This window comes from Billgrantia desiderata (genome assembly GCF_900108215.1).
Lineage (GTDB): Bacteria > Pseudomonadota > Gammaproteobacteria > Pseudomonadales > Halomonadaceae > Halomonas > Halomonas desiderata.
The window spans coordinates 315,424-336,437 of record NZ_FNVC01000002.1; the positions used below are offsets into that span (position 1 = coordinate 315,424).

Sequence of the window (21,014 nt, forward strand, 5' to 3'; positions counted from 1 at the left end):
GCTGACATTCCTCGTCATTACGGCGGCTGCCGAGAGGCAGGGTGCCGCAGGCTTGCGATCGGATTCCGCGATGCTATCGAGTGAACCCACGTAGTCCTGGGCAAGCTTGCCATACTCGCTCGACAAGGGAAATTGAATGAGTATCCGGTTTCCATGGTATTTCTCAACGAAGGCTGCCATCAACGTGCAGGTGTTGACGAAGCCGCGTGTGGCGAGTAAGATTCGCCTCGTTCTCGCAAGGCGAGTGCATGTGGGGCCTTAGCTCAGCTGGGAGAGCGCAACACTGGCAGTGTTGAGGTCAGCGGTTCGATCCCGCTAGGCTCCACCAACAAGTTTTTACGAATCAGCCGCTTGGCGCATCGCGCCAGGCGGCTTTTTCGTGCCGTTGTACCGCTTGGCGCTATCTCAGGCGACTCCTCAGGCGACTCGCCTGGAGCCAAGGTAGAGGCAGTCGGATAACGCAGGTTATGAAGCAAGTCACAATCAAGGGGCTATGCTGAAGAATACTTAGAGGCCGATAACCAGCAGAGACACTGTCGCAGTCACGTGCTTCATTCCTGCCCCAGGTATGGAGTGCAACGATGAGCAACACCACGCAACTCGGCAAGCTGTTGATTCTTAAACTTGAAAGTGTTTTTGCGCTGACCGAGGAGGAAAGGCGTGCACTTTACGACTTGCCAATACAAGTCGTAACCCTCAAGGCCAATCAGGACATCGTATGCATCGGTGACTGTCCGCTACAATCCTTCGTGGTTCTGAAGGGCTTCGCTAGCAGCTACAAGCTGACACCAGATGGCCATCGACAAATCATGGCGTTACATATCCCTGGTGACATCCCGGATCTGCAAACCCTATACCTGAAACGGATCGATTGCAGTATCGCTTCGATTAGCCCGTGCACGGTAGGGTTCTTTCAAGTCGAGGACCTGCGCCGTGTCTGCGAGCGCTATCCACGCCTTTCCGCCGCCTTCTGGCGCGATACGCTGGTAGGCGCATCGATCTTGCGGGAATGGGTGCTGAATGTCGGGCGGCGAGACTCTTACACCCGGATCGCTCATCTTCTTTGTGAATTCTCGGTGCGCTTGGAGGCGGTTGGGTTGGTTGAGAGTGGTACCTTCGAATTTTCGATTACACAGGCCAACTTGGCGGATGCAACGGGTCTCAGTGCGGTGCACATGAGCCGGGCGCTCAAGGCCCTCCGTAGCAAGGGGCTGATTCAGAGTAGAAGAATGAGTCTGACCGTCCCTGACCTGAAGAGGCTGATGGAGGTGGGTGAATTCGATTCCCACTACCTTCATCTGGAGAAGAGTGCGACAGCTAGGGTCTCAGTCGCCGCTCAATGAAAAGGGGCGATGTGGGATTGACGTCGCCAAGCTTGCGAAGCCGACTTCGTTTCGTTGCGCCGACTTCCCATGATGCGACTACGTTGGGAGGCAGGGTGGGCCTGCGTCCCGTGTGTCGCGGCGTCATGGTTCACATGCGATTCGTCTTCAGGGAGGAAAGTGAATGCATCTGCGAGACTTGCGCAATGCGGTGGTCGTGCTGACGGGGGCTTCCAGCGGTATAGGCCGGGCGACCGCCTACGAGTTTGCCCGCCATGGCGCGGCACTTTTCCTGGCCGGGCGTGATCGCCACGCCCTTCACGACGTTGCCGAGGCGTGTCATCGCCTGGGCGGTCAGGCGCGTATCGTCGTCGCCGACGTCAGCAGCAGCGACGACATGGCCCGTCTGGCGGAGAGTGCCGTCGATCTGGCCGGTCGCATCGATATTTGGGTCAACAATGCCGGGGTCGGCGCGCTGGGGCCGTTCGAGGAGGTGCCGCTCGATGTCCACGAGCAGGTGGTGCAGACCGACCTGCTGGGCGGGCTGCGCGGCGCTCATGCGATACTGCCGCACTTCAAGCGCCAGGGGCACGGTATCCTGATCAACAACATCTCGCTGGGTGGCTGGGCGCCGCAGCCCTATGCCGCTTCCTACAGTGCCGCCAAGTTCGGCCTTCGTGCCTTCGCCGACAGCCTGCGTGGCGAACTCCGGCAGTGGCCTGAGCTGTACGTCTGCAACGTCTATCCTTCCGTCATGGATACGCCCGGGTTTCGTGACGGTGGCAACTTCACCGGCCGGGCGATCAAGCCGGTGCCCCCGGTCTACGATCCTCGGCGCACGGCGAAAGCCATCGTTGGGCTGGCCAGACGCCCACGCCACAGTGTCTACGTCGGATTCCCCGCCGTCATATCGTTGTTTGCCCGCTTCGTTCCCGGCTACAGCATCATCAATGCCGCGCTGGTCGATGGCTCGGTGCGTCATGCCAGGCCAATTCCCAGGTCGTCAGGCAACCTGTTCCAGCCACCTGAGGGTGAGCGGCGGATCGACGGCGGCTATCGCTCATCGAGGCTGCGTCAGGGGGCGCTGGCAGCGACTTCGGCAGTTGCCGCCTTAATGGTGGGGCGCTGGTTGGCAAGGAGGCGCTGAAGGGGTTCTGCTGCCGTGCGGTTGCGCCGACGACCGTCTGTTTTCCACAATCAGTAGTGTCTCACTGGAAAAAAGGAGGTTCTTGTGAGCGATACCGATCTGGGGGCCATGGATGCGGGCCAGTTGAGGGCGCTGTTCGAGAGCGGCAAGGCGTCACCACTGGAAGCGACACGCGCGGCGCTGGAGCGCATCGAACGTTTCAACGAAGCCGTCAATGCCTATGTACTGGTCGATCGGGAAGGCGCCGAAGCCGCTGCCGAGGCGTCGAACAAGCGCTGGCAGCAAGGCCGGCCGCTGAGTGCAATCGACGGTATCCCTGTGTCATTGAAGGATCTGACCGAATCGGTCGGTTTGCCGGCGCGCAAGGGGTCGTTGACGGTGTCGGATGCCCCCTGCGAGCGGGACTCGCCGCCGGCCCGCATGCTCCGCGAGGCCGGTGCGGTGATTCTGGGCAAGACCAATACGCCGGAGTTCGGGTGGAAGGCCATCACCGACAATCGTGTCTTCGGGGCCACCGCCAATCCGTGGGATACGCGGCTGACGCCGGGGGGCTCGTCCGGTGGCGCCGCTGTCGCTGCGGCGCTCAACATGGGCGTGCTTCACCAGGGAGGCGATTCGGGCGGCTCGATCCGCATACCCGCCTCGTTTACCGGCGTGTTCGGCTTCAAGCCCACCTTCGGCTGGGTGCCGGAGTGGCCTCGGTCCAAAGAGCCGACGCTCTCCCACCTTGGGCCGCTGACGCGAACCGTGGCCGATGCGGTGCGCATGCTGAACGTGATGGGGCGCTACGATTATCGCGATCCCTACGCCCTACGCGGTCAGCCTGCCGATTGGGGGGAGGAGCTGGGTCAGGATATCGAGGGCATGCGCATCGCCTTTTCGCCTACCCTGGGCTATGCCCGGGTGGAGCCGGAGGTCGCCGAGTGCGTGCGTCAGGCCGCCCATCGTCTGGAAGCGCTAGGGGCTGTGGTGGAGGAGGTCGATCCCGGCTTCGAGTTGCCTATCCGCATCTTCAATACTCTTTGGTTCACCGCTTCGCTTGCCGTCTATCGCGAGCACAGTGAACGCCAGCGACGGCTGCTGGACAGTGGCCTGGTATCGGATGCGAAGCGGGCGGAACGGCTCAGTGCACTTGACATGTTCTATGCGCTCAGGGATCGGGCGCGGCTGACGGAGGGGCTCGAGCACTTCAACCAGCGCTATCACCTGGTAATGACGCCCTCGGTGGCAGTGCGCCCCTTCCCCCTTCATCACGATGTGCCGCCGGGCAGTGGCATGCGCGACTGGGCGGAGTGGGCGCCGTTTTCCTATCCCTTCAATCTCAGCCAGCAGCCGGCCGCTTCCATTCCCTGCGGCTTTACATCGGGTGGTCTGCCGGTCGGCTTCCAGTTGGCCGGTGGCAAGCATGACGACGCACGCGTGCTGCGCGTCAGCCAAGCTTACCTGGAGGCCTATCCGCCCACCTTTCCCGAGCGGCCGAATCAGGTATGAGAGCGACCCGCAGGGTGTGTCACTCCTCGGGGGGCTGGTGCTCGGTGAGCCATGCTGCCAAGGCTTTGGCGCTCATGGCGGGGCAATACAGGTTGCCCTGGACCAGACGAGCGGAGGTGGCTTCCATGTCGGTTGCCACCGTTTCGTCATCTACGCTGACGATCACGGGCTCGATGCCGAGGGAATTGAGCATGCGGCATGATGCCTCGACCAGGCGTCTTCCATCGCGATGCGCGCGTGCCAGCCGTGCGTCGACGGTCGCTTTGTGAAAGGGCAGGCGCGACAGCCAGGCAAGATCCACCGGGGTGCTGCCGAGCTCTTCGACGGCAAGGCGAATGCCGAGCTGTTCGAGCCGCTTGAGCATGTGTGCGGCCATGTCCAGGTCGTTGCCCAGGCCCTGGGCGGGAACCTTGAGGGTCAGCCACTCGAATGACGTCGTGTCCAGATGCCTCAGGAAATGGTCCAGGGGACGGCTGTCGAAGGTGTCCTGTGCCAGGTGCGCCTCGCATAGGTGAAGCGAGATCGGCAGCTGGGCCAGGGGCGAAGCGTCGTCGCTCCACTGGCGATGGTCGGCGATGACTGCCTGGATCAACCAGCGGTTGAGGCGAACGCCGAGCCCCAGTCGTGCGATCACGTCGAGGTAATGGTTTGGTGGTTGTTGCCAGCGCTCGGGGTGCTTCCAGTGCAGCATGCCTTCCAGACCGGTACAGCGCAGCGAGTTGCGATCGAACTCGGGCTGGTAGTGAAGCGCGAAGTGCCGGTCCGGCAGGTGGATGGCTTCGCTCAACTGACTCTCGAGCCGGTACTTCTCTTTCAGTCGCGAGGTCAGGCGGTGGTCCACGAAGGCGAGTCGCCCCGGCCCCTTCTTGCGGGCCATGAACATGGCGCTGCGTGCAGCCTGGATCAGCGTCTCGACATCCTCTGCATCGCCGGGGTATAGCGCTACGCCGATCGAGGCGGTCAACAGCAGGTAGCGATCCTCGCTGGTGAAAGGCGGCTCCAGGGCTTCCTGCAGACGCTCCGCCACCACCTGGGCTGCTTCGGCGGTACCGTCCTTTTCCAGCAGCACCACGAACTGGTCGCTGCCGAGCCGGGCGAGGGTGTCCTTGCTGCGCACCTCCTGTTGCAGCCGTCGGGCGATCTCCCCGAGTATGCGGTCACCCTCGATATGACCCACCGCGTCATTGATTGACTTGAAGCGGTCGACATCGATGAATAGAAGGGCAAGTGTAGTGTCAGCACGTTCCGCCTGTGCCAAGGCGTGATCGAGGCGATCCCGTAGTAGCAACCAGTTGGGCAGACCGGTCATCGGGTCGATGTGTATCCAGTGTCGATCGTCCAGCAATTCCCCGCCCGGAGTGGTGAAGCGCACGAAAGAGTAGAGGCGGCCGCGCGGCTTGCTCCGCTCGTCGAGCAAGGTGTCGACCAGCATCAGAACCGGCACCGATTCGCCGTTGTTCTGCCGGCATAGTACCTCCTGCTGCCAGGAGAGTGCCGTGGTCTGCGCGCTGTCTCCCGCGCCGGGGAGACGTGAAAAAGGGCGCAGCGAAACGAAAAAATGCTCGATCGGCCAGCCGGTCGTCTCTGCCCTGTCGCTGCCGGCAATACGGCAGAAGGCGTCGTTGACCATCGTGATGCGCCCCTCGGCATCGGTGATGACCATGCCGGTCTGGCTCTGCTCGAAGGCATCTTTCACCAGCCGGGCGGGGTGCTGGGCTAAGGACTGGGCCTGCTTGCCCGGTGGGCGGTTGCCGTGATGGTTCATTTATGTGTTGTCACCAATGTGTTCTTGCCTAGGAGTTATATCGTCCTCATTGGACTGAACTTGAGGCGTTAAGCCTTCCGTTGAGAAGGGAAATGCGTCATTGGGTAACATTGTTCGATCTTCCCCCGGGGCTCAAGTTCGCTTTGGGTGTGCCGATAAGAGAAAGAGAAATCTGCTTCCCAATGCGCGGGGCTGCCAGGGGAAGGCGGCAAAGCCTGTCTGACCTGCTCGGCAGGCGCCATCCACCTTGTCAGAGGATTTTTATTTGCACGTACCGGCGCGTATCGGGGTCCTGGCTCGCTCGATCTGCTCGCTACAGGGACGCCTGCTGGCGGGTCTGGCCATGACTTGGCTGGTCATCGTTGGGCTGGTTCTGCTGCTGGCCTGGCAGTTCGGCAAGGGGCTCGTCGACGATGCCAATCTGGCGCACCTGCGTTACGAATCCCAACTGATCGCCAACGATCTCTCCGAGCAGGTCGAACGCCGGCTGCGTGCGTTGGAGCGACTGGAGCAAGGGTTGCGCAATGTACCGGTGGAGGAGGTGCCGGCACGGCTGGAGAATGCCCAGGTATTGTTGGAGTGGTTCGAAGGGTTGATGGTCGCCGATATCGATGGGCGTGTCGTGGCCGACTGGCCCATCGTGCCGGGGCGTACGGGGCTCGAAACCGCAGCGACGGAATATTTCCGCATGCTGCGCCATTCACCCTGGCCCTATGTGAGCCAGCCTTTCATCGGCAGGGCCAGTGGTGACTCCCTGGTCCTGATGCTGGTCCCTCGTTTCAATGATCAGGGTGACTTCAACGGCGTGGTGGGTGGGATGATCAACCTCACCCATGGCGGTCTGTTCCGCCGTCTGGAGGAGATCCGGCTGGGTGACGATGGCTATGTTTCTGTCTTCACTGCGACTGGTGAAGCGCTCTTTCACCCTCGTCGCGCCGGGGGGGGAGTTCTCGACCGAGCGCTGGGACATTCCGATGTCCTGCAGCAGGCGCTGGACGGCTGGCAAGGGGAAGCCATTGCCTCGAGCGGAGAAGGCACTCTGGCGCTGATGGCGTATCGTCAGATCTGGCCGGCAAGCTGGATCGTCAAGGTAGCCATTCCGCAGGCCCAGGTACAGGCCCCGCTGGGCGATTTTCTGGCGCGCTTGTGGTGGGCCTGGCTGGCGCTGGCTGTTTTGATGCTCATCACCATGCGCTGGTTGGTGAGACGGCTGCTAAGGCCCTTGCACCGTCTGGAGCGGCAGATCGCTCAGGTCGGCGCAGGAGAGCGTCGCTATCTCGAGCTATCGACCAGCATGCACGAGCTGCGTCAGGTAGCCGGCAGCTTCAACCGGCTGGAGCATGAGCGGCTTGCCGCCCTGGAGCATCTGCGAGATCGACAGGCTTTTCTCGACGCCGTACTCGGTTCGACCCCCATCGGCATGTTCGTGGCGGATCTCGAGGGGCGTATCAATTACCTGAACCCGGCGCTGCTCGAGCTGCTCGGTCTCGAGGTGACTCATGAGGCCCGCGACTTGTGGGAGCGAATTCATCCCGACGACCGCCGTGGCACCGAGGACATGTGGCGCTACACCTTGTCCACCGGCAGCGACTTCGTTCGCCAACTGCGTTTCCTGCATCCCGATGGCGTGACGCTGTGGGTCGAGGTGCATGCGAGTCAGGTGTTGGGCAACGACCAGCCGCTGGGTTTCGTGGGTATGGTCAAGGACATTACCGAACGGCGGCAGCAGGAGGCGCTACAGCGCTGGGAGGCCGAGCACGATCCGCTGACGGGGCTGCTCAATCGTCGCGGCTTCGAGCGGCGCCTGGAAGAGGCGCTGGCTGAATACTCCAAGACCGGCACCCCCTCCGTGCTGATCCTGTTCGATCTCGATCACTTCAAGCCGATCAATGACGAAGGCGGTCACGCCCTGGGTGACGAGATGCTGCGGCGTGTCGCCCAGGTGGTGGCGTGGGAGGTGCGGCGCAGCGACCATGTCGCCCGCCAGGGTGGGGATGAGTTTGCCGTGCTGTTGCCCAGCTGTACCCTCAAGCAGGCGGGAGAAATTGCCGAATCCTTGAGGCGCGCCGTTTCCGAGGTCACCGTCAGTAACGCCGGCAAGACCTACAGTATTACGCTGAGCATGGGGGTCACGGCGTTGCAGGAGGGTGACGACGCTATCGAGTCCGTGTTCGCGCGCGCCGATCGGGCCAGCTACCAGGCCAAGGCCGACGGTCGCAACGCCGTGGTGGTCACGACCTCGGACGACGACCTGATCGACAGCTTGTGGTGAGATGGCCTGTGGTGATGGGAGGGGCCGTGGCTGGTTGATAGGCAGGCATGACGCCCACATGCATCATGTGGGCAGATTCACGGGCGAAGGGGGCAAGGGATAGTGAAAAGGTGACGTGCAAGGAAAATGCGCGGGGCTTGCCAGCCGACGCTGGACGCTGGCGTATCAGACCGATGCGTTGATGCGTCCTGTCTGCGCCGCGACACGACCGCTGGCGCGGTACACGGTCTTCTCTGCGGCCTGATGAATGAAATCGAGCAGGCGGGTGTTCTGCTCCATGCGCAGGGCAACGAGTTCGCCGTTCAGCGTATTGAGTCGCTGAGCTTCGCGGGTCATCTCAAGAGTCTGCATCCAAGCCTCTTCGCAGCCTGCATCGAGTGCTGCCTGATGGGCGCCCGCGGCACCATCGGCATAGCCCAGGCGCTGCTGAACGCCTTGGCGCAGCTTTTCGCTCGCTTCCAGGCGGGCCAGCAGCGCCTGCTTGCGTTTGGCAACCTCGACGAGGGTCTCGCTTTCGATATCGGCGCTGGCCAGCAGCGCTCGTTCGCGCATGAGCAGTTTGACGATCTCGCTCAGACGCTGCTGCTGTTCCTGGAGAAGCTTGGCCAGACTCATGCCTTGCGGCTCTCGGCTGACAGGGATTCGATCAGCGAATCGGCAATGCGCTCGGCACGGATCTCCAGGCGGCCCTCGCGGATGGCTTCGCGAATTTCCTCGACACGCGCCTTGTCGATATCGCGGGAGGCATCGGTGGCCTTTTGGCTCAGATGCGTGGCGGCCGAAGGCCCGGGCTCCTGCTGCCCCGAGGGGGTAGCGCCCTTGACCGGTTGAGCCTCCTCGCGCGGTTGCGTCTGGGTCGGGCGAGTCAGGGGGTTCTGGCTGTTGATCTTCACGTTAATGGCCTCATGACCGAATGCTTTTACCTGCTATCGGCAGGGCGAGGGATAACTTTAGGCTTGATTTCTCGGCACGAGTTTCCCGGGCGAAGCTGGCCATCCCGTTCAAGGGTGCCTCGAGGTGCGACGACCCGTGTCAGAAGTCTACGACAAGGGTGCCTTCTCCGACCACCTCTGCGGTCATGACTTCACGGTTGTCGAAACGAACCCGAATGCGATCGCCTAGCGCACCAGGCTCCAGTGCCTGCCCTTCGCGGGCGATACGAAACCCTCTTCCCCTGGCCTCGACCACCACCCGCTGATTTCTTTCTACCAACGGCAGGTTGCGGAACTGATGTTCCAGCAGCGGCTGCCCTGGGCTGAGCGCCCGCGTTGCCACTTGTCCGACGATCCGGTCGACTTCGAGCAGCGCACGGTTCGGAAGTTCGGCCAGATTGCCCGACTGCATGACCAGATGCTCGCGCCGCACCGTCTCTCCAGCTGAGAGGGGGGTATCGAGCACGGGATATTCGCCGATCACTCCGACTTCGGCCTGCAGGTAGCGCACCTGGCGGCCATCGTCGCCGCAGCGTACGCCGACGGAAATGCGGCCTAGCGGGACTTCGCCGGGGCGTGTCAGGAAAGGCGCGGGCGATTCGCAGGTGGGTAGCCGAGCGGAAGGGGGGCGCAGCTCGATGATGAGTTCGTCACCCAGCGCGCTGGCCTGCTCATGGAGAAAACCGTGCACGGCTTGCAGCAGCTCGCCGTCGTCGGCCGAAGCGGCCGGTAGCGACAACAGGCCGGCCAGCAGTGTCGGTAGCAGCAGGGCTAAGCGGGTAAGGTGCATTGGGCGGGACCGTCCAGCATGGGTAGTGGCAGGATTCTAGCTGGCACCGGTGGGCTGAAACAGCGGAAATGAGCGATGAAAAGGGGTCTGTTTCTGCCATTGATGTGACAAGGGCGTCGTTACTCTTCAACCTCAAGAAGTTCCGTATGTCTTCAATCAGGGTTACGCACGGGGAGTGCCGGCATGATCGACCAGCTCGAGGCCGCCTTTAATTACCACCAGCAGGCGCTGGGGCTACGCCAGCAGCGTCACAAAGTGCTGGCGAGCAACATCGCCAACGCCGATACACCCAACTACAAGGCGCGCGACTTCGACTTCGCCAGCGAGCTCAAGAAGGCGGTCGAGCAAGGGCGGACGTCCAGCGGCGGACTCTCGCTGGCGCGCACCTCCGAGCGCCATCTGGCGGGCCAGGGCATGTCGGCGCCCAGACAGGAGCTGCTCTACCGCATTCCCGATCAGCCCAGTCTGGACGGCAACACCGTGGACATGGATCGCGAGCGTACCCAGTTCGCCGACAACGCGGTGCGCTACCAGGCGGCGCTGACCATCATGAACAGCCGCATCCAAGGGCTGAAGAACGCCATGCAGCCGGAATAACAGGCCGGATCAAAGGAAGAGAGATCTTACCATGTCGATGTTTTCCGTGTTCGATATCGCCGGCTCGGCCATGAGCGCCCAGTCCCAGCGCATGAATGTCACCGCCAGCAACCTGGCCAACGCCGACAGCGTGGCCGGCCCCGACGGCCAGGCCTACCGTGCCAAGCAGGTGCTGTTCGAATCGCGCCTGCAGGGCGGGCACGGCATCGGTGGCGTCGGCGTGCGCGAGGTGGTCGAGGACCCTTCGCCCATGCGTATGGAGTATCGCCCCGAACATCCGCTGGCCAACGAAGAGGGCTACGTGACGATGCCCAACGTCGAGCCGGTCCATGAAATGGTCAACATGATCTCCGCCTCGCGCTCCTATCAGGCCAACGTTGAGGTCATGAACACGAGCAAGCAGATGATGCTCAAGACACTCACGCTGGGCGAGGGCTGATCACCATGTCCACTACCATTGATGCCAACGTCGTCTCGCGCCTGAACCAGGGCGGTCCCAGTTCTCGCGATGCCAGCCAGTCGGCCGAATTGCGCAACAACTTCATGACCCTGCTGATCGCGCAGATGCAGCACCAGGATCCGCTCAATCCCATGGACAACCATGAGATGACCACGCAGTTGGCGCAGATCAATACGGTCAGCGGCATCGAGGACCTCAACAAGACGTTGAAGGGCATCACCGAGCAGATGAATGCCGGCCAGATGCTGCAGGCCACGGCGCTGATCGGCCAGGGCGTGCTGGTGCCGGGCGACCGTCTGTTGCTCGAGCATGGCGAGGAGGGTGAGCTGCACACCACCCCGTTCGGTATCGAGCTACCCCAGTCGGCTGACAACGTGAGTGTGGTGATCACCAGCGCCAGTGGCCAAGTGATCAACCGCTACGACATCGGGCCGGTCAAGGCGGGGGTGGAATCGTTCACCTGGGACGGCCGTACCAGTGAGGGCGAGGCAGCCGCCTCGGGTTCCTATCGCGTACGCGTCGAAGCCACCAGCGACGGCAAGGCGATCAACGCCAGCACTCTTAACTACGCCGTGGTTGGCGGTGTGACGCCGCCGGACAAGAACGGTGGTGTGAAGCTCGACCTGGGCGCCATATATGGCCAGGTCGGGCTCGACCAGATCAAGCAGATACTTTGATTTAGACACTAGAACCGCGCATAGCGGCACATTCAGCCGGTAGGCAGAGGAACGAAACATGAGTTTTTCACAAGCACTGAGTGGCCTGAACTCCCAGTCGCAGAAACTGGGCGCGATCGGCAACAACATTGCCAACTCCCAGACCGTGGGCTTCAAGGGCTCCAACGTCCAGTTCTCCGACGTTTTCGCCAACTCCAGGGTGGGTCTGGGCACGCGTGTCTCCGCCGTGCTGCAGAACTTCAACGAAGGCAACATCGAGTCCACCAACCGCAACCTGGACCTGGCGGTGGCCGGCAATGGCTTCTTCCGCTTCATGGATACCAGCGGTGAAGTGGTCTACTCGCGTAATGGGCAGCTAACCATGAGGTCCAATGGTGATCTGATCAATGCCCAGGGTTACCAAATCATGGGTTATGGCCTGAATGCCCAAGGACAAGTGCAGGTAGGTGGCCAACCGGTGCCATTGAACGTGGCTGCCGATGAAATGGCTGCAAGAGCGACCGGCAGCGTGTCATCAATTCTCAATCTCGATGCCCGAAAGGTGGCTGGAGAGGATACGAGTCAGGTAGAAGTGATCACTGACATGAGTGATCCGGACGATCCTGCTAATCGCCAAGAGATCAACTATCACTACTCCAACAACTTCACCATTTACGACTCGCTTGGTAATCCGCGTAACATCACCGTCTACTACGAGAAGGTGGGAGCCAACTCGTGGAATGCCAAAGTAGCGATGGATGGCTATTACGACGAAGCCAATGACTTCAGCATTAACTTCAATGCGAATGGCACCATTAGCCAGATATTTGACAACAACGGCGATGCAATTGCCACCAATGCCCTGAGACTGGAGTTCGCCAGCGACGACACGACCCCTCTCGGTGGCGCTCCGGTCCCCCTTGACTTCCAGTTCAACTTGGCAGGTACCACCCAGTTCGGTAACACCTCGACTAGCAGTCAGCTGGTTCAGGACGGCTATACCTCGGGCAGCTTCGTCGGTATCACCATCAATGAAGATGGCACCATCATGCGCAACTACTCCAACGAGCAGTCGCGTCCCGCCGGTCAGATCGCTCTGGCTACCTTCCGTAACCCGGAGGGGCTGACGCCCGCCGGCGACAACGTCTGGCGCGCTTCCAACGAGTCCGGCCAGGAGCTGGTCGGCGCTCCCGGAAGCGGCCTGTTGGGCAGCATCGTCTCCGGCGCAGTCGAGACCTCCAACGTCGACATGGCCCGGGAACTGGTCAACATGATCGTGGCGCAGCGGGCCTACCAGGCCAACTCGCAGACCATCAAGACCCAGGACGAACTCCTGCAAACTGCCATCAACCTGCGCTAAGCGTGTTGATGTCAAACGCCAAGGGAGCCTGAACCGTGGATCGCATTCTCTATACCGCCATGAGCGGGGCCAAGCAGACCATGGACCGGCAGGCGGTGGTCAGCAACAACCTGGCCAACGTCTCGACCAGCGGCTTTCGCGCCCAGCTGCACGCCATGCGGGCGGTGCCGGTGCAGGGTGAAGCCGCGCTGCCGACCCGGGTGTCGGTAGCTGCCACCACCCCGGGCAGCGACTTCAGCCCGGGTCCAATCACCCGTACCGGGCGTGAATTGGACGTGGCGCTGGAAGCCAACTCCTGGCTCGCCGTGCAGGCGGACGACGGTACCGAGGCCTACACTCGCCGCGGCGATCTCCAGGTGGACGGCGACGGTCTTGTGACAGTGGTGGGGCGCCCTGTGATCGGTGAGGGTGGCCCCATCATCGTACCGCTGGGGTCGAGCGTCACCGTCGGCGCCGATGGCACCCTGAGCGCCATCGGTGAAGGCGAGGGGCCCGAAGCCCTGGTCGACGTGGGCCGGCTCAAGCTGGTGACGCCTGAACAGGCGCTGCTGCGCGGCGACGATGGCCTGTTCCGCATGCCGCCCAACGCCGAGGGGGAAACGGTGGCGTTGGAAGCCGATGACGAGGCGCGCCTTGCCAGCGGTGCACTGGAAGGCAGCAACGTCAGTGCGGTCGAGGCCATGGTCGCCATGATCGACGTGGCCCGGCGCTACGAGATGCAGATGAAGGTCATCAGCACCGCCGATGAAAATGCCCAGCGGGCCAACAATTTGCTTTCCATCCAAGGCTGATGGCTCCCCCCGGAGCCGAGGCCCGTAGGGTCGAGGAAAAAGAAACATGATCAAGTCACTGTGGACGGCCAAGACCGGCCTGGAATCTCAGCAGGTCAAGCTGGATGTCATCTCCAACAACTTGGCCAACGTCAGCACCAACGGCTTCAAGCGCTCGCGGGCGGTGTTCGAGGATCTGCTGTATCAGAACCTGCGTCAGCCCGGTGCCCAGAATGACGTGCAGAATCGATTGCCCTCGGGCATGCAGGTGGGTACCGGGGTGCGTCCGGTGGCCACCGAGCGTCTGCATACCCAGGGCGGGCTCGAGCAGACCGACAACTCCCGCGATCTGGCGATCAACGGCAATGGCTTCTTCCAGGTGCTGATGCCGGACGGCTCCACCGCCTACACCCGCGATGGCAGCTTCCAGCTCAACGAGAACGGTCAGATGGTGACCGCCAACGGTTATCCGCTGGAGCCGGCCATCATCATTCCCGATAACGCTCTGTCGATCTCCATCGGCGAGGATGGCATCGTCTCGGTGACCCAGCCGGGCGTGAATCAGGCGCTCGAAGTGGGCCAGATCACCATCTCCACTTTCGTCAATTCGACCGGCCTCGAGAGCATCGGCGGCAACCTGTATATGGAAACCACCGCTTCGGGGCCGCGTAACGAGACCATGCCGGGCATGAACGGCGCCGGCCGGCTGTTCCAGGGCTACGTGGAAACCTCCAACGTCAACGTGGTGGAGGAGATGGTCAGCATGATCCAGACCCAGCGTGCCTACGAGATCAACAGCCGTGCCGTGCAGACCAGTGACGAGATGCTGGCGCGCCTGAGCCAGCTCTGATCCTGTCATCAATGAAAGACCCTGGCGTGAAACGTACTGCCGGAAGCGAGAGACAATGAAAGTGATGGGAAGGTCGGCCGCGCGTGTGGCCATCGCGGCGGTAGCCATGGCGGTGTTGGCACTGGGTGGTTGCGCTCAGGTGCCGCGCGCCTCGGTGGTCGGCGAGCAGGAGCAGATTTTCATCGCCGAGCCACCGCCTCGGGCGGCCAACGGCTCCATCTACCAGGCTCAGCGTGGCTCGCAGCCGCTGTTCGAGGATCGCCGTCCGCGCATGGTGGGGGACATCCTGACCATCGTGCTCGACGAGCAGGTCAGCGCCAGCAAGAACTCTCAGTCCAACATGAGTCGCAACGGTTCGGCGGAGCTCGACATTTCAGCCCTGCCCGATGTGCTGGAACGGCTGGCCGCGCAGGGTATCGATCTTTCCGGCAGCATGTCAGGCAGCAGCGCCTTCAACGGCGGCGGTGGTTCGCAGGCCAGCAATAGCATGACCGGTACCATCACCGTGTCGGTGCTCGAGGTGATGCACAACGGCAACCTGCGGGTGCGCGGCGAGAAGCAGATCGCCATCAACCAGGGGGTCGAGTTCATCCGCTTCTCCGGCGTGGTCAATCCGCGCACCATCACCGGCCAGAATACCGTGCCTTCCACGTCCGTGGCCGATGCGCGAATCGAGTACGTGGGCAATGGCTATATCAGCGAAGCGCAGCATATGGGCTGGCTGCAGCGCTTCTTCCTCAATATTTCGCCTTTCTGAGCAAGTGAGCGAGGCGACCATGACCGACTCCATGATGACCAAGCCAAACCGTTTCACTTCGGTGGCAAAGAAACTCCTGCTGCTGACATGGCTTTGTCTGCTGGCGCTGCCGGCTCAGGCCGAACGCATCCGCGAAATCGCCAACTTCGCCGGCGTCCGCGACAACGTACTGGTCGGCTATGGCCTGGTGGTCGGGCTGGACGGCACCGGCGATCAGACCATGCAGGCGCCGTTCACCGGGCAGAGCCTCACCAACATGCTCTCGCAGCTCGGCATCACCGTACCGCCGGGCACCAACATGCAGCTGCGCAACGTGGCCGCGGTAATGGTCACCGCCGATCTACCGCCTTTCTCGCGCCCGGGGCAGCGGCTCGACATCAATGTTTCTTCCATCGGCAACGCCCGCAGCCTGCGTGGCGGTACTCTACTGATGACCCCGCTCAAGGGTGCCGACGGCGATACCTACGCCATTGCTCAGGGCAACCTGCTGGTGGGTGGTGCCGGAGCCCAGGCGGGGGGTGCCCAGGTACAGGTCAATCAGCTGGCCGGCGGGCGCATCCCCGGTGGGGCCATGGTCGAGCGCGAAGTACCGCTGGACCTCGGCGCCAACGCCGGTCTGCTCGAACTCGAGCTCAAGCAGGCGGATTTCGGCACCGCGCAGCGGGTGGTGAGCGCCATCAACAACGAGTTCGGTCGCCCGGTGGCCGCAGCGCGTGACGGGCGGGTCATCGCCCTGGATGGCCCCACCAACCCCAACTCCCGGGTCAACTTCATGGCTCAGGTGGAGAACATCCGCGTTACGCCGATGGAGGCGCCGGCCAAGGTAGTGTTCAACGCCCGTACCGGCTCGGTGGTGATGAACAGTGCCGTGACCCTGCGGCGTGCCGCCGTGGCCCACGGCAACCTGTCTATCGTCATCGACACCCGCTTCCTGGTCAGTCAGCCGGCGCCGTTCGGTACGGGCGAGACCGTGGTCGTGCCCGATACCGAAATCGAGCTGCAGGAACAGGATGCCTATCTACGCGTGGTGGAAGGGGCCGATCTGGTCGATGTGGTCAATGCCCTGAACGCACTCGGCGCCACGCCCAGCGACCTCATGGCGATTCTCGAAGCGCTCAAGGCAGCGGGCTCGCTGCGCGCCGACCTGGAGATCATCTGATGAGCATCCAGGACATGGGCAGCCAGTTCGCCCTTGACGTGCAGGGGCTCGAGCGGCTCAAGCATACCGCGAGGAATGACCAAGCGGCGGGATTGCGCGGTGCCGCTCAGCAGTTCGAGGCGCTGTTCCTGCAGATGATGCTCAAGAGCATGCGCGACACCATCCCGTCGGGTGGCATGCTCGACAGTCAGCAGACCGAGTTCTATCAGTCGATGATGGACCAGCAGTGGGCTCAGACCATGGCCGGTCGAGGTATCGGCCTGGCCGATCATCTCGTGGCTCAGTTGGAAAACCAATTGGGGATTTCATCTCCGCGTTCCGGCGTGGCGGATCGCGAACTGAGTGAGCTGATCGCCGGCATTCCGCGCGGCACACCCCGCGTACTCCAGGATGCTCTGCAGCCCGAGGAGGAAGGTGAAGAGTATCTGACCGAACGAGCTTCTCCGAATACGGAGCAAGAAGCGGAGCAGGTCACGATGCCGGCCAACTTCCTCGAGGAGTTGGAGACCGTGCGCGGCGGCTTCATGGCGGCGCTGGATGTCAGGCTGCCGGCTTCCGCTCAGGCGCCCGTGTCACCGGCAAGTAGCTCGCCTGTGGCGAGGACGGGCGCCCGTTCCGGCTCGCCAGGCGACCAGGGACAAGAGCATGTGCAACGCTTCATGGAGCGGCTCTCGGCTCCTGCCCAGGCCGCCAGCCGCAAGACCGGCGTGCCGGCCGAGCTGATTCTGGCCCAGGCGGCGCTGGAAACCGGCTGGGGCCGCCACGAGATCGCCACTGCCAGCGGCGGCAACAGCTACAACCTGTTCGGTATCAAGGCCGGCAGCAGCTGGAAGGGCCGTACTACCGACATCGTGACCCACGAATACATCAATGGTCAGCGTACCCGAGTCGTCGATACCTTCCGCGTCTACAACTCGTTCGAGGAAGCCTTCACCGACTACGCACGGCTGATCGGCAACAACCCGCGCTATGCGGCGGTAACCACGGCGGGTAGTGCCGAGCAGGCCGCGCGTGCGCTGCAGGCGGGAGGCTATGCCACCGACCCGGCCTACGCCGACAAACTGATCGCGGTAATGAACAGCATGGGGCCGATGCGACAGCGGGACTCGCTGGTCTTCTTCAGCTACTGATTTTGCGACCGATTGAGCAACCGAGCCCTAAAGTCAGGATGGTTCAGGCCGATATAAAGGGCATTGGCGAAAGGAAATGACACCATGAGCACCATTTTTTCCATCGGCCTGAGCGGTCTGAATGCCGCCCAGAACGCGCTGAACACCACCAGCAACAACATCAGCAATGTCTATACGCCCGGCTACAACCGTGAACTGACGATTCTCGGCCAGAGCCGTGCCGATGCCGGCGTGCAGGTCAATGCTATCCAGCGTCAGTTCAACCAGTACGTGGCCAACCAGCTCAACGCCGCGACCAGTGCTTCCAGCGCGCTCAAGACCTACGAAAATCAGATCAGTCAGATCGACAATCTGCTGGCCGATCGTGAGGCGGGACTGGCGCCGCTGATGCAGAACTTCTTCTCCTCGCTCGAGGATCTCGCCGGCGCACCTTCCGACCCGGCGGCGCGCCAGGGCTTGCTGGGCACCGCCAATACACTGACGGCTCAGTTCCGCGCCTTCGACGGCTACCTGCAGGACATGCAGGAAGGGATCAACGGTCAGATCAAGGACGAAGTCACCCAGATCAACAACATGACCGAGCAGCTTGCGACCCTCAATCGCGAGATCGCCCTGGCCAGGGCGCGCAGCGGCGAGGCGCCCAACAGCCTGCTCAATCAACGCGATCAACTGGTGGCCGAACTCAGCGAGCGCATGGATATCCGCTTGGATATTCAGGACGGCAAGAGCTACAACATCAGCCTGCCCAACGGCCAGCCGCTGGTATCGGGTACCAATCACTATCGTCTCGAAGCAATGGATGCGCCCAACGATCCGCAGCGCACTGTGCTCGGCTATCGTGATTCCGGCGGCAACCTGGTGGCGCTGGGGGAGAACACTATCAAGGGGGGGACACTGGGCGGGCTGATGACCTTCCGTGCCGAGACGTTGGACAAGACCCAGAATCAGATTGGTCAACTTGCCGTATCGCTGGCGGTAGGTTTCAACGAGCAGCATCGTCTGGGGCAGGATCTCGATGGTGAGCAGGGCGGAGACTTCTTCAGCATCGGCCAGCCCCGGGCCTATTCCTTCCCGCGCAATACCGGTGGGGCGGAAGTGACGGCGGCCAGCTTCGATGCTGCCAATATCGACAAGCTGCGCGCCACGGATTACACCATACGCTTCCAGGACGGAGAGCCGCAGATTACCCGCAAAGATAACGGCCAAGCGGTACCGGCAAGTGAAATCAACTGGGATGCCGATACTTCGACCCTCAGCTTTGGCGGCATCACCCTGGAGTTCAGCGGCACGCCGAACGACGGCAACCGTTACGAAGTGCAGCCGGTGCGTCGCGCTGCGGCAAACCTCGACTCCCAGATCGGCGATCTGGACAAGATCGCGGCGGGCAGCTTCGTTTCCGCCACCAGCGACATGATATCCGGTCAGGTTCGTGCCGAATCGGGAGCGCTTGGCGGGCTCGAGGCCGGTGAAAAATACGCCATCACGCTGGATAGCGCTGGGATTTTGACCTTCGGCTCGGCAGTAGGCCAGGAAATGCCTGCTACCGTTCTGGTCGACGGCGAAGAGCGAACCGTTAACCCAGACGGCACGATTGATGGTAACCCTTTGACCGCCGGTGCGACACTCACAGTGGATGGGGTGAGCTTCAAGGTCAAGCTGCCCAGTGCCGCGCAGGGTGAGTTTACGCTCGATCTGGGCATCGCCGCTTCCGGCACTGGTGACAACCGTAACGCCCTGGCTATGCAGAACCTGCAGAGCCAGGCGCTGGTGGGTGGCCGCGCGTCGCTCAGCCAGGCCTATGGCGGCATGGTCAGCGACGTGGGTAACCAGACCAACATCGTCAAGGTCAACCTCGATGCGCGTCAGGGGCTGACCGATCAGCTTAGGTCGGTTCAGCAGTCCGAGTCGGGTGTCAACCTGGACGAGGAAGCGGCCAACCTTATTCGCTACCAGCAGTTCTATATGGCCAACGCCCGAGTCATCGATACCGCCTCCACGGTGTTCGATACTATCCTCGGCTTGCGTAACTGATCATCAGGGAGCCCACCACGATGCGTGTCAGCACCGTTACCATGTACGAGCAGAGTCTCTCGGCCATGAACCGCCAGCAGGGTGACTTCCTCAAGGTTGGCCAGCAGATCGCCAGCGGTCGCCGCGTGGTCAACCCCTCCGACGACCCCCAGGCGGCGTCCCGGGCGGTCGGGGTGTCCCAGGCCAAGGCCGTGACCCAGCAGTTTGCCGATGCCCGTGTGTCGGCACGCAACACCCTGGCCCAGGCCGAAAGCGTGCTCAACAGCACGGCCGATGCCATTACCAGCGCCAAGACGCTGCTGGTTCAGGCGGCAAGCGATACCCTGAGCGATGTCGATCGCCAGTCGGTGGCCTCCGAACTGCGCGGTATCTACGAGACGCTGATCGGTCAGGCCAATGCTACCGACGGCAACGGGCGCTACCTGTTCGGCGGCTACCAGGACAACTCGCCGCCCTTTGCCCGCACCAGCGGAGAAGGCATCTCCGGTGTCAGCTATGTCGGCGACGAGAACGCCCGCGAGCAGCGTATCGATGCCTCGCGGTTGATGCCGGTGGCAGACAACGGCAAGACCATCTTCCAGAGCGTACCTTCAGGTGCCGGCTATGTGGCGCGGGCGGAGCGAGAGTCGCCCGGTGAAACCAGTATTGGTACTCAGCAAGGCTTCGTACGCAATGAAGGCTCGGTTGCCTTCACCAGCGGGCCGAACCGCGTCGACCCGAATGCTGAGCACTTCGGCAAGCCGTTCGAATTGGAATTTTCTACTGACATGGATGGCAACCCGGTATTTTCCGTCAGTGTCGTTGAGGCCGACGGTACCCGAACCCCTATTGTCACTGACGAGTCTTATGAATCGGGCAAGGCCGTCGTTTTTGGTGGCGTCAGCATCACTTTGGAGGGCATGCCCGCTGACGGTGACCAGATTCAGCTGCGCCCGGCCAACGCTACCGGTGCCAACCAGGACCTGTTCAAGTCGCTCAAGGACGCCATCGATCTGTTGGAGCTCGATCAGGAGGGCACTCCCGAAAATCGTGCTCACTTCCGTAACACCATCAACACGGTAATGCGCGAGCTTGACAACAGTCTCGATAACGTGCTGACCGTGCGTGCCTCCATGGGCGCACGTCTTAACGAACTGGATGTGGTCGACGCCGTGGCCGGCAACCGCATGATGAACTACGAGAAGACGCTCTCCGACCTGGTCGATCTCGATTACGCCAAGGCAATTGCTGACTACAGTCTGCGCCAGGTTGGCCTGCAGGCGGCCCAGAAGGCCTTCGTTGATGTGAAGAGCATGTCGCTGTTCAATTTCCTGTAAGGACTCAGGCAGGGACGCCAATCCATCGAGCCGTCAGGTAATTCGGCTCAGCTTCCCTGCAGATCTCGTGCGACCCACGAGATCTCGTTTCGCCGCTCCGGCTTTGCCGGGCGGCTTTTTTGGTGCGCCAGGCATGGCGCGCAGCGCCCGACGGGCGCTGTTTCCGAGGGTGGTGCCTCGGAATGACTTGGGGGTGAAAGTCCCCTACG

At 62.2% G+C, this 21,014-nt stretch carries 19 protein-coding genes and 1 tRNA gene; 16 read left to right on the plus strand and 4 right to left on the minus strand.

Annotated elements, in window-relative coordinates:
• The first annotated feature begins 252 nt into the window (after positions 1–252).
• From C4S71_RS03840 to C4S71_RS03855, 4 genes are all read left to right on the plus strand, one after another.
• Positions 253–328, plus strand: a tRNA-Ala gene (locus C4S71_RS03840).
• A gap of 253 nt (positions 329–581) precedes the next feature.
• Positions 582–1,343, plus strand: coding sequence for a Crp/Fnr family transcriptional regulator (locus tag C4S71_RS03845; protein WP_086508809.1), 762 nt, complete (start codon positions 582–584; stop codon positions 1,341–1,343).
• A gap of 163 nt (positions 1,344–1,506) precedes the next feature.
• Positions 1,507–2,469 (plus strand): SDR family oxidoreductase, encoded by a 963-nt coding sequence (locus C4S71_RS03850; RefSeq protein ID WP_103968260.1) that lies wholly within the window; start codon positions 1,507–1,509, stop codon positions 2,467–2,469.
• 84 nt (positions 2,470–2,553) lie between these two features.
• Positions 2,554–3,960, plus strand: a complete 1,407-nt coding sequence (locus C4S71_RS03855) for an amidase (RefSeq protein ID WP_103968261.1) — start codon at positions 2,554–2,556, stop codon at positions 3,958–3,960.
• A 19-nt stretch (positions 3,961–3,979) separates the two neighbouring features.
• On the opposite strand, the gene C4S71_RS03860 is transcribed toward C4S71_RS03855, so the two are convergent.
• Entirely contained in the window at positions 3,980–5,725 is a 1,746-nt protein-coding gene (locus C4S71_RS03860) for a putative bifunctional diguanylate cyclase/phosphodiesterase (RefSeq protein ID WP_103968262.1), read from the minus strand.
• Between the two features lie 247 nt (positions 5,726–5,972).
• On the opposite strand from C4S71_RS03860, the gene C4S71_RS03865 reads away from it, so the two are divergent.
• Positions 5,973–7,997 (plus strand): sensor domain-containing diguanylate cyclase, encoded by a 2,025-nt coding sequence (locus C4S71_RS03865; protein WP_422666838.1) that lies wholly within the window; start codon positions 5,973–5,975, stop codon positions 7,995–7,997.
• Between the two features lie 165 nt (positions 7,998–8,162).
• On the opposite strand, the gene C4S71_RS03870 is transcribed toward C4S71_RS03865, so the two are convergent.
• The 3 genes from C4S71_RS03870 to flgA form a co-directional block, all read right to left on the minus strand.
• Positions 8,163–8,612, minus strand: coding sequence for a flagella synthesis protein FlgN (locus C4S71_RS03870; protein ID WP_086508814.1), 450 nt, complete (start codon positions 8,610–8,612; stop codon positions 8,163–8,165).
• Positions 8,609–8,890 (minus strand): flagellar biosynthesis anti-sigma factor FlgM, encoded by a 282-nt coding sequence (gene flgM / locus C4S71_RS03875; protein WP_086508815.1) that lies wholly within the window; start codon positions 8,888–8,890, stop codon positions 8,609–8,611. Before flgM ends, C4S71_RS03870 begins: the two co-directional genes overlap by 4 nt.
• A gap of 139 nt (positions 8,891–9,029) precedes the next feature.
• Positions 9,030–9,719: a flagellar basal body P-ring formation chaperone FlgA gene (gene flgA / locus C4S71_RS03880; protein WP_086508816.1), complete on the minus strand. Its 690-nt coding sequence runs from the start codon at positions 9,717–9,719 to the stop codon at positions 9,030–9,032.
• Between the two features lie 183 nt (positions 9,720–9,902).
• Here flgA and flgB point away from each other — a divergent pair, with 183 nt between their 5' ends.
• The 11 genes from flgB to flgL all read left to right on the plus strand — a co-directional run bounded on the left by flgB (position 9,903) and on the right by flgL (position 20,805).
• The gene (gene flgB, locus C4S71_RS03885; protein WP_086508817.1) at positions 9,903–10,316 is read left to right on the plus strand and encodes a flagellar basal body rod protein FlgB; all 414 of its coding nucleotides are present in this window, start codon (positions 9,903–9,905) and stop codon (positions 10,314–10,316) included.
• 31 nt (positions 10,317–10,347) lie between these two features.
• Positions 10,348–10,755 (plus strand): flagellar basal body rod protein FlgC, encoded by a 408-nt coding sequence (gene flgC, locus C4S71_RS03890; protein ID WP_086508818.1) that lies wholly within the window; start codon positions 10,348–10,350, stop codon positions 10,753–10,755.
• 5 nt (positions 10,756–10,760) lie between these two features.
• Positions 10,761–11,453, plus strand: a complete 693-nt coding sequence (gene flgD, locus C4S71_RS03895; protein ID WP_086508819.1) for a flagellar hook assembly protein FlgD — start codon at positions 10,761–10,763, stop codon at positions 11,451–11,453.
• A 58-nt stretch (positions 11,454–11,511) separates the two neighbouring features.
• Positions 11,512–12,792: a flagellar hook protein FlgE gene (gene flgE / locus C4S71_RS03900; protein WP_086508820.1), complete on the plus strand. Its 1,281-nt coding sequence runs from the start codon at positions 11,512–11,514 to the stop codon at positions 12,790–12,792.
• A gap of 35 nt (positions 12,793–12,827) precedes the next feature.
• Entirely contained in the window at positions 12,828–13,583 is a 756-nt protein-coding gene (locus C4S71_RS03905) for a flagellar basal body rod protein FlgF (protein WP_086508821.1), read from the plus strand.
• A gap of 46 nt (positions 13,584–13,629) precedes the next feature.
• Positions 13,630–14,412: a flagellar basal-body rod protein FlgG gene (gene flgG / locus C4S71_RS03910; RefSeq protein ID WP_086508822.1), complete on the plus strand. Its 783-nt coding sequence runs from the start codon at positions 13,630–13,632 to the stop codon at positions 14,410–14,412.
• A 64-nt stretch (positions 14,413–14,476) separates the two neighbouring features.
• The gene (locus C4S71_RS03915; RefSeq protein ID WP_371831996.1) at positions 14,477–15,169 is read left to right on the plus strand and encodes a flagellar basal body L-ring protein FlgH; all 693 of its coding nucleotides are present in this window, start codon (positions 14,477–14,479) and stop codon (positions 15,167–15,169) included.
• 34 nt (positions 15,170–15,203) lie between these two features.
• Positions 15,204–16,328, plus strand: a complete 1,125-nt coding sequence (locus tag C4S71_RS03920) for a flagellar basal body P-ring protein FlgI (protein ID WP_086508828.1) — start codon at positions 15,204–15,206, stop codon at positions 16,326–16,328.
• Positions 16,328–17,458: a flagellar assembly peptidoglycan hydrolase FlgJ gene (gene flgJ / locus C4S71_RS03925; RefSeq protein WP_103968265.1), complete on the plus strand. Its 1,131-nt coding sequence runs from the start codon at positions 16,328–16,330 to the stop codon at positions 17,456–17,458. The genes C4S71_RS03920 and flgJ overlap by 1 nt, the downstream gene beginning before the upstream one ends.
• Before the next feature lie 84 nt (positions 17,459–17,542).
• Positions 17,543–19,489 carry a flagellar hook-associated protein FlgK gene (gene flgK, locus C4S71_RS03930; RefSeq protein WP_103968266.1) on the plus strand — a complete coding sequence of 649 codons (1,947 nt, stop codon included), beginning with the start codon at positions 17,543–17,545 and terminating at the stop codon, positions 19,487–19,489.
• 20 nt (positions 19,490–19,509) lie between these two features.
• Complete coding sequence (flgL, locus tag C4S71_RS03935) at positions 19,510–20,805, plus strand: flagellar hook-associated protein FlgL (protein WP_086508826.1); 1,296 nt, start codon at positions 19,510–19,512, stop codon at positions 20,803–20,805.
• The last annotated feature ends 209 nt before the right edge of the window (positions 20,806–21,014 follow it).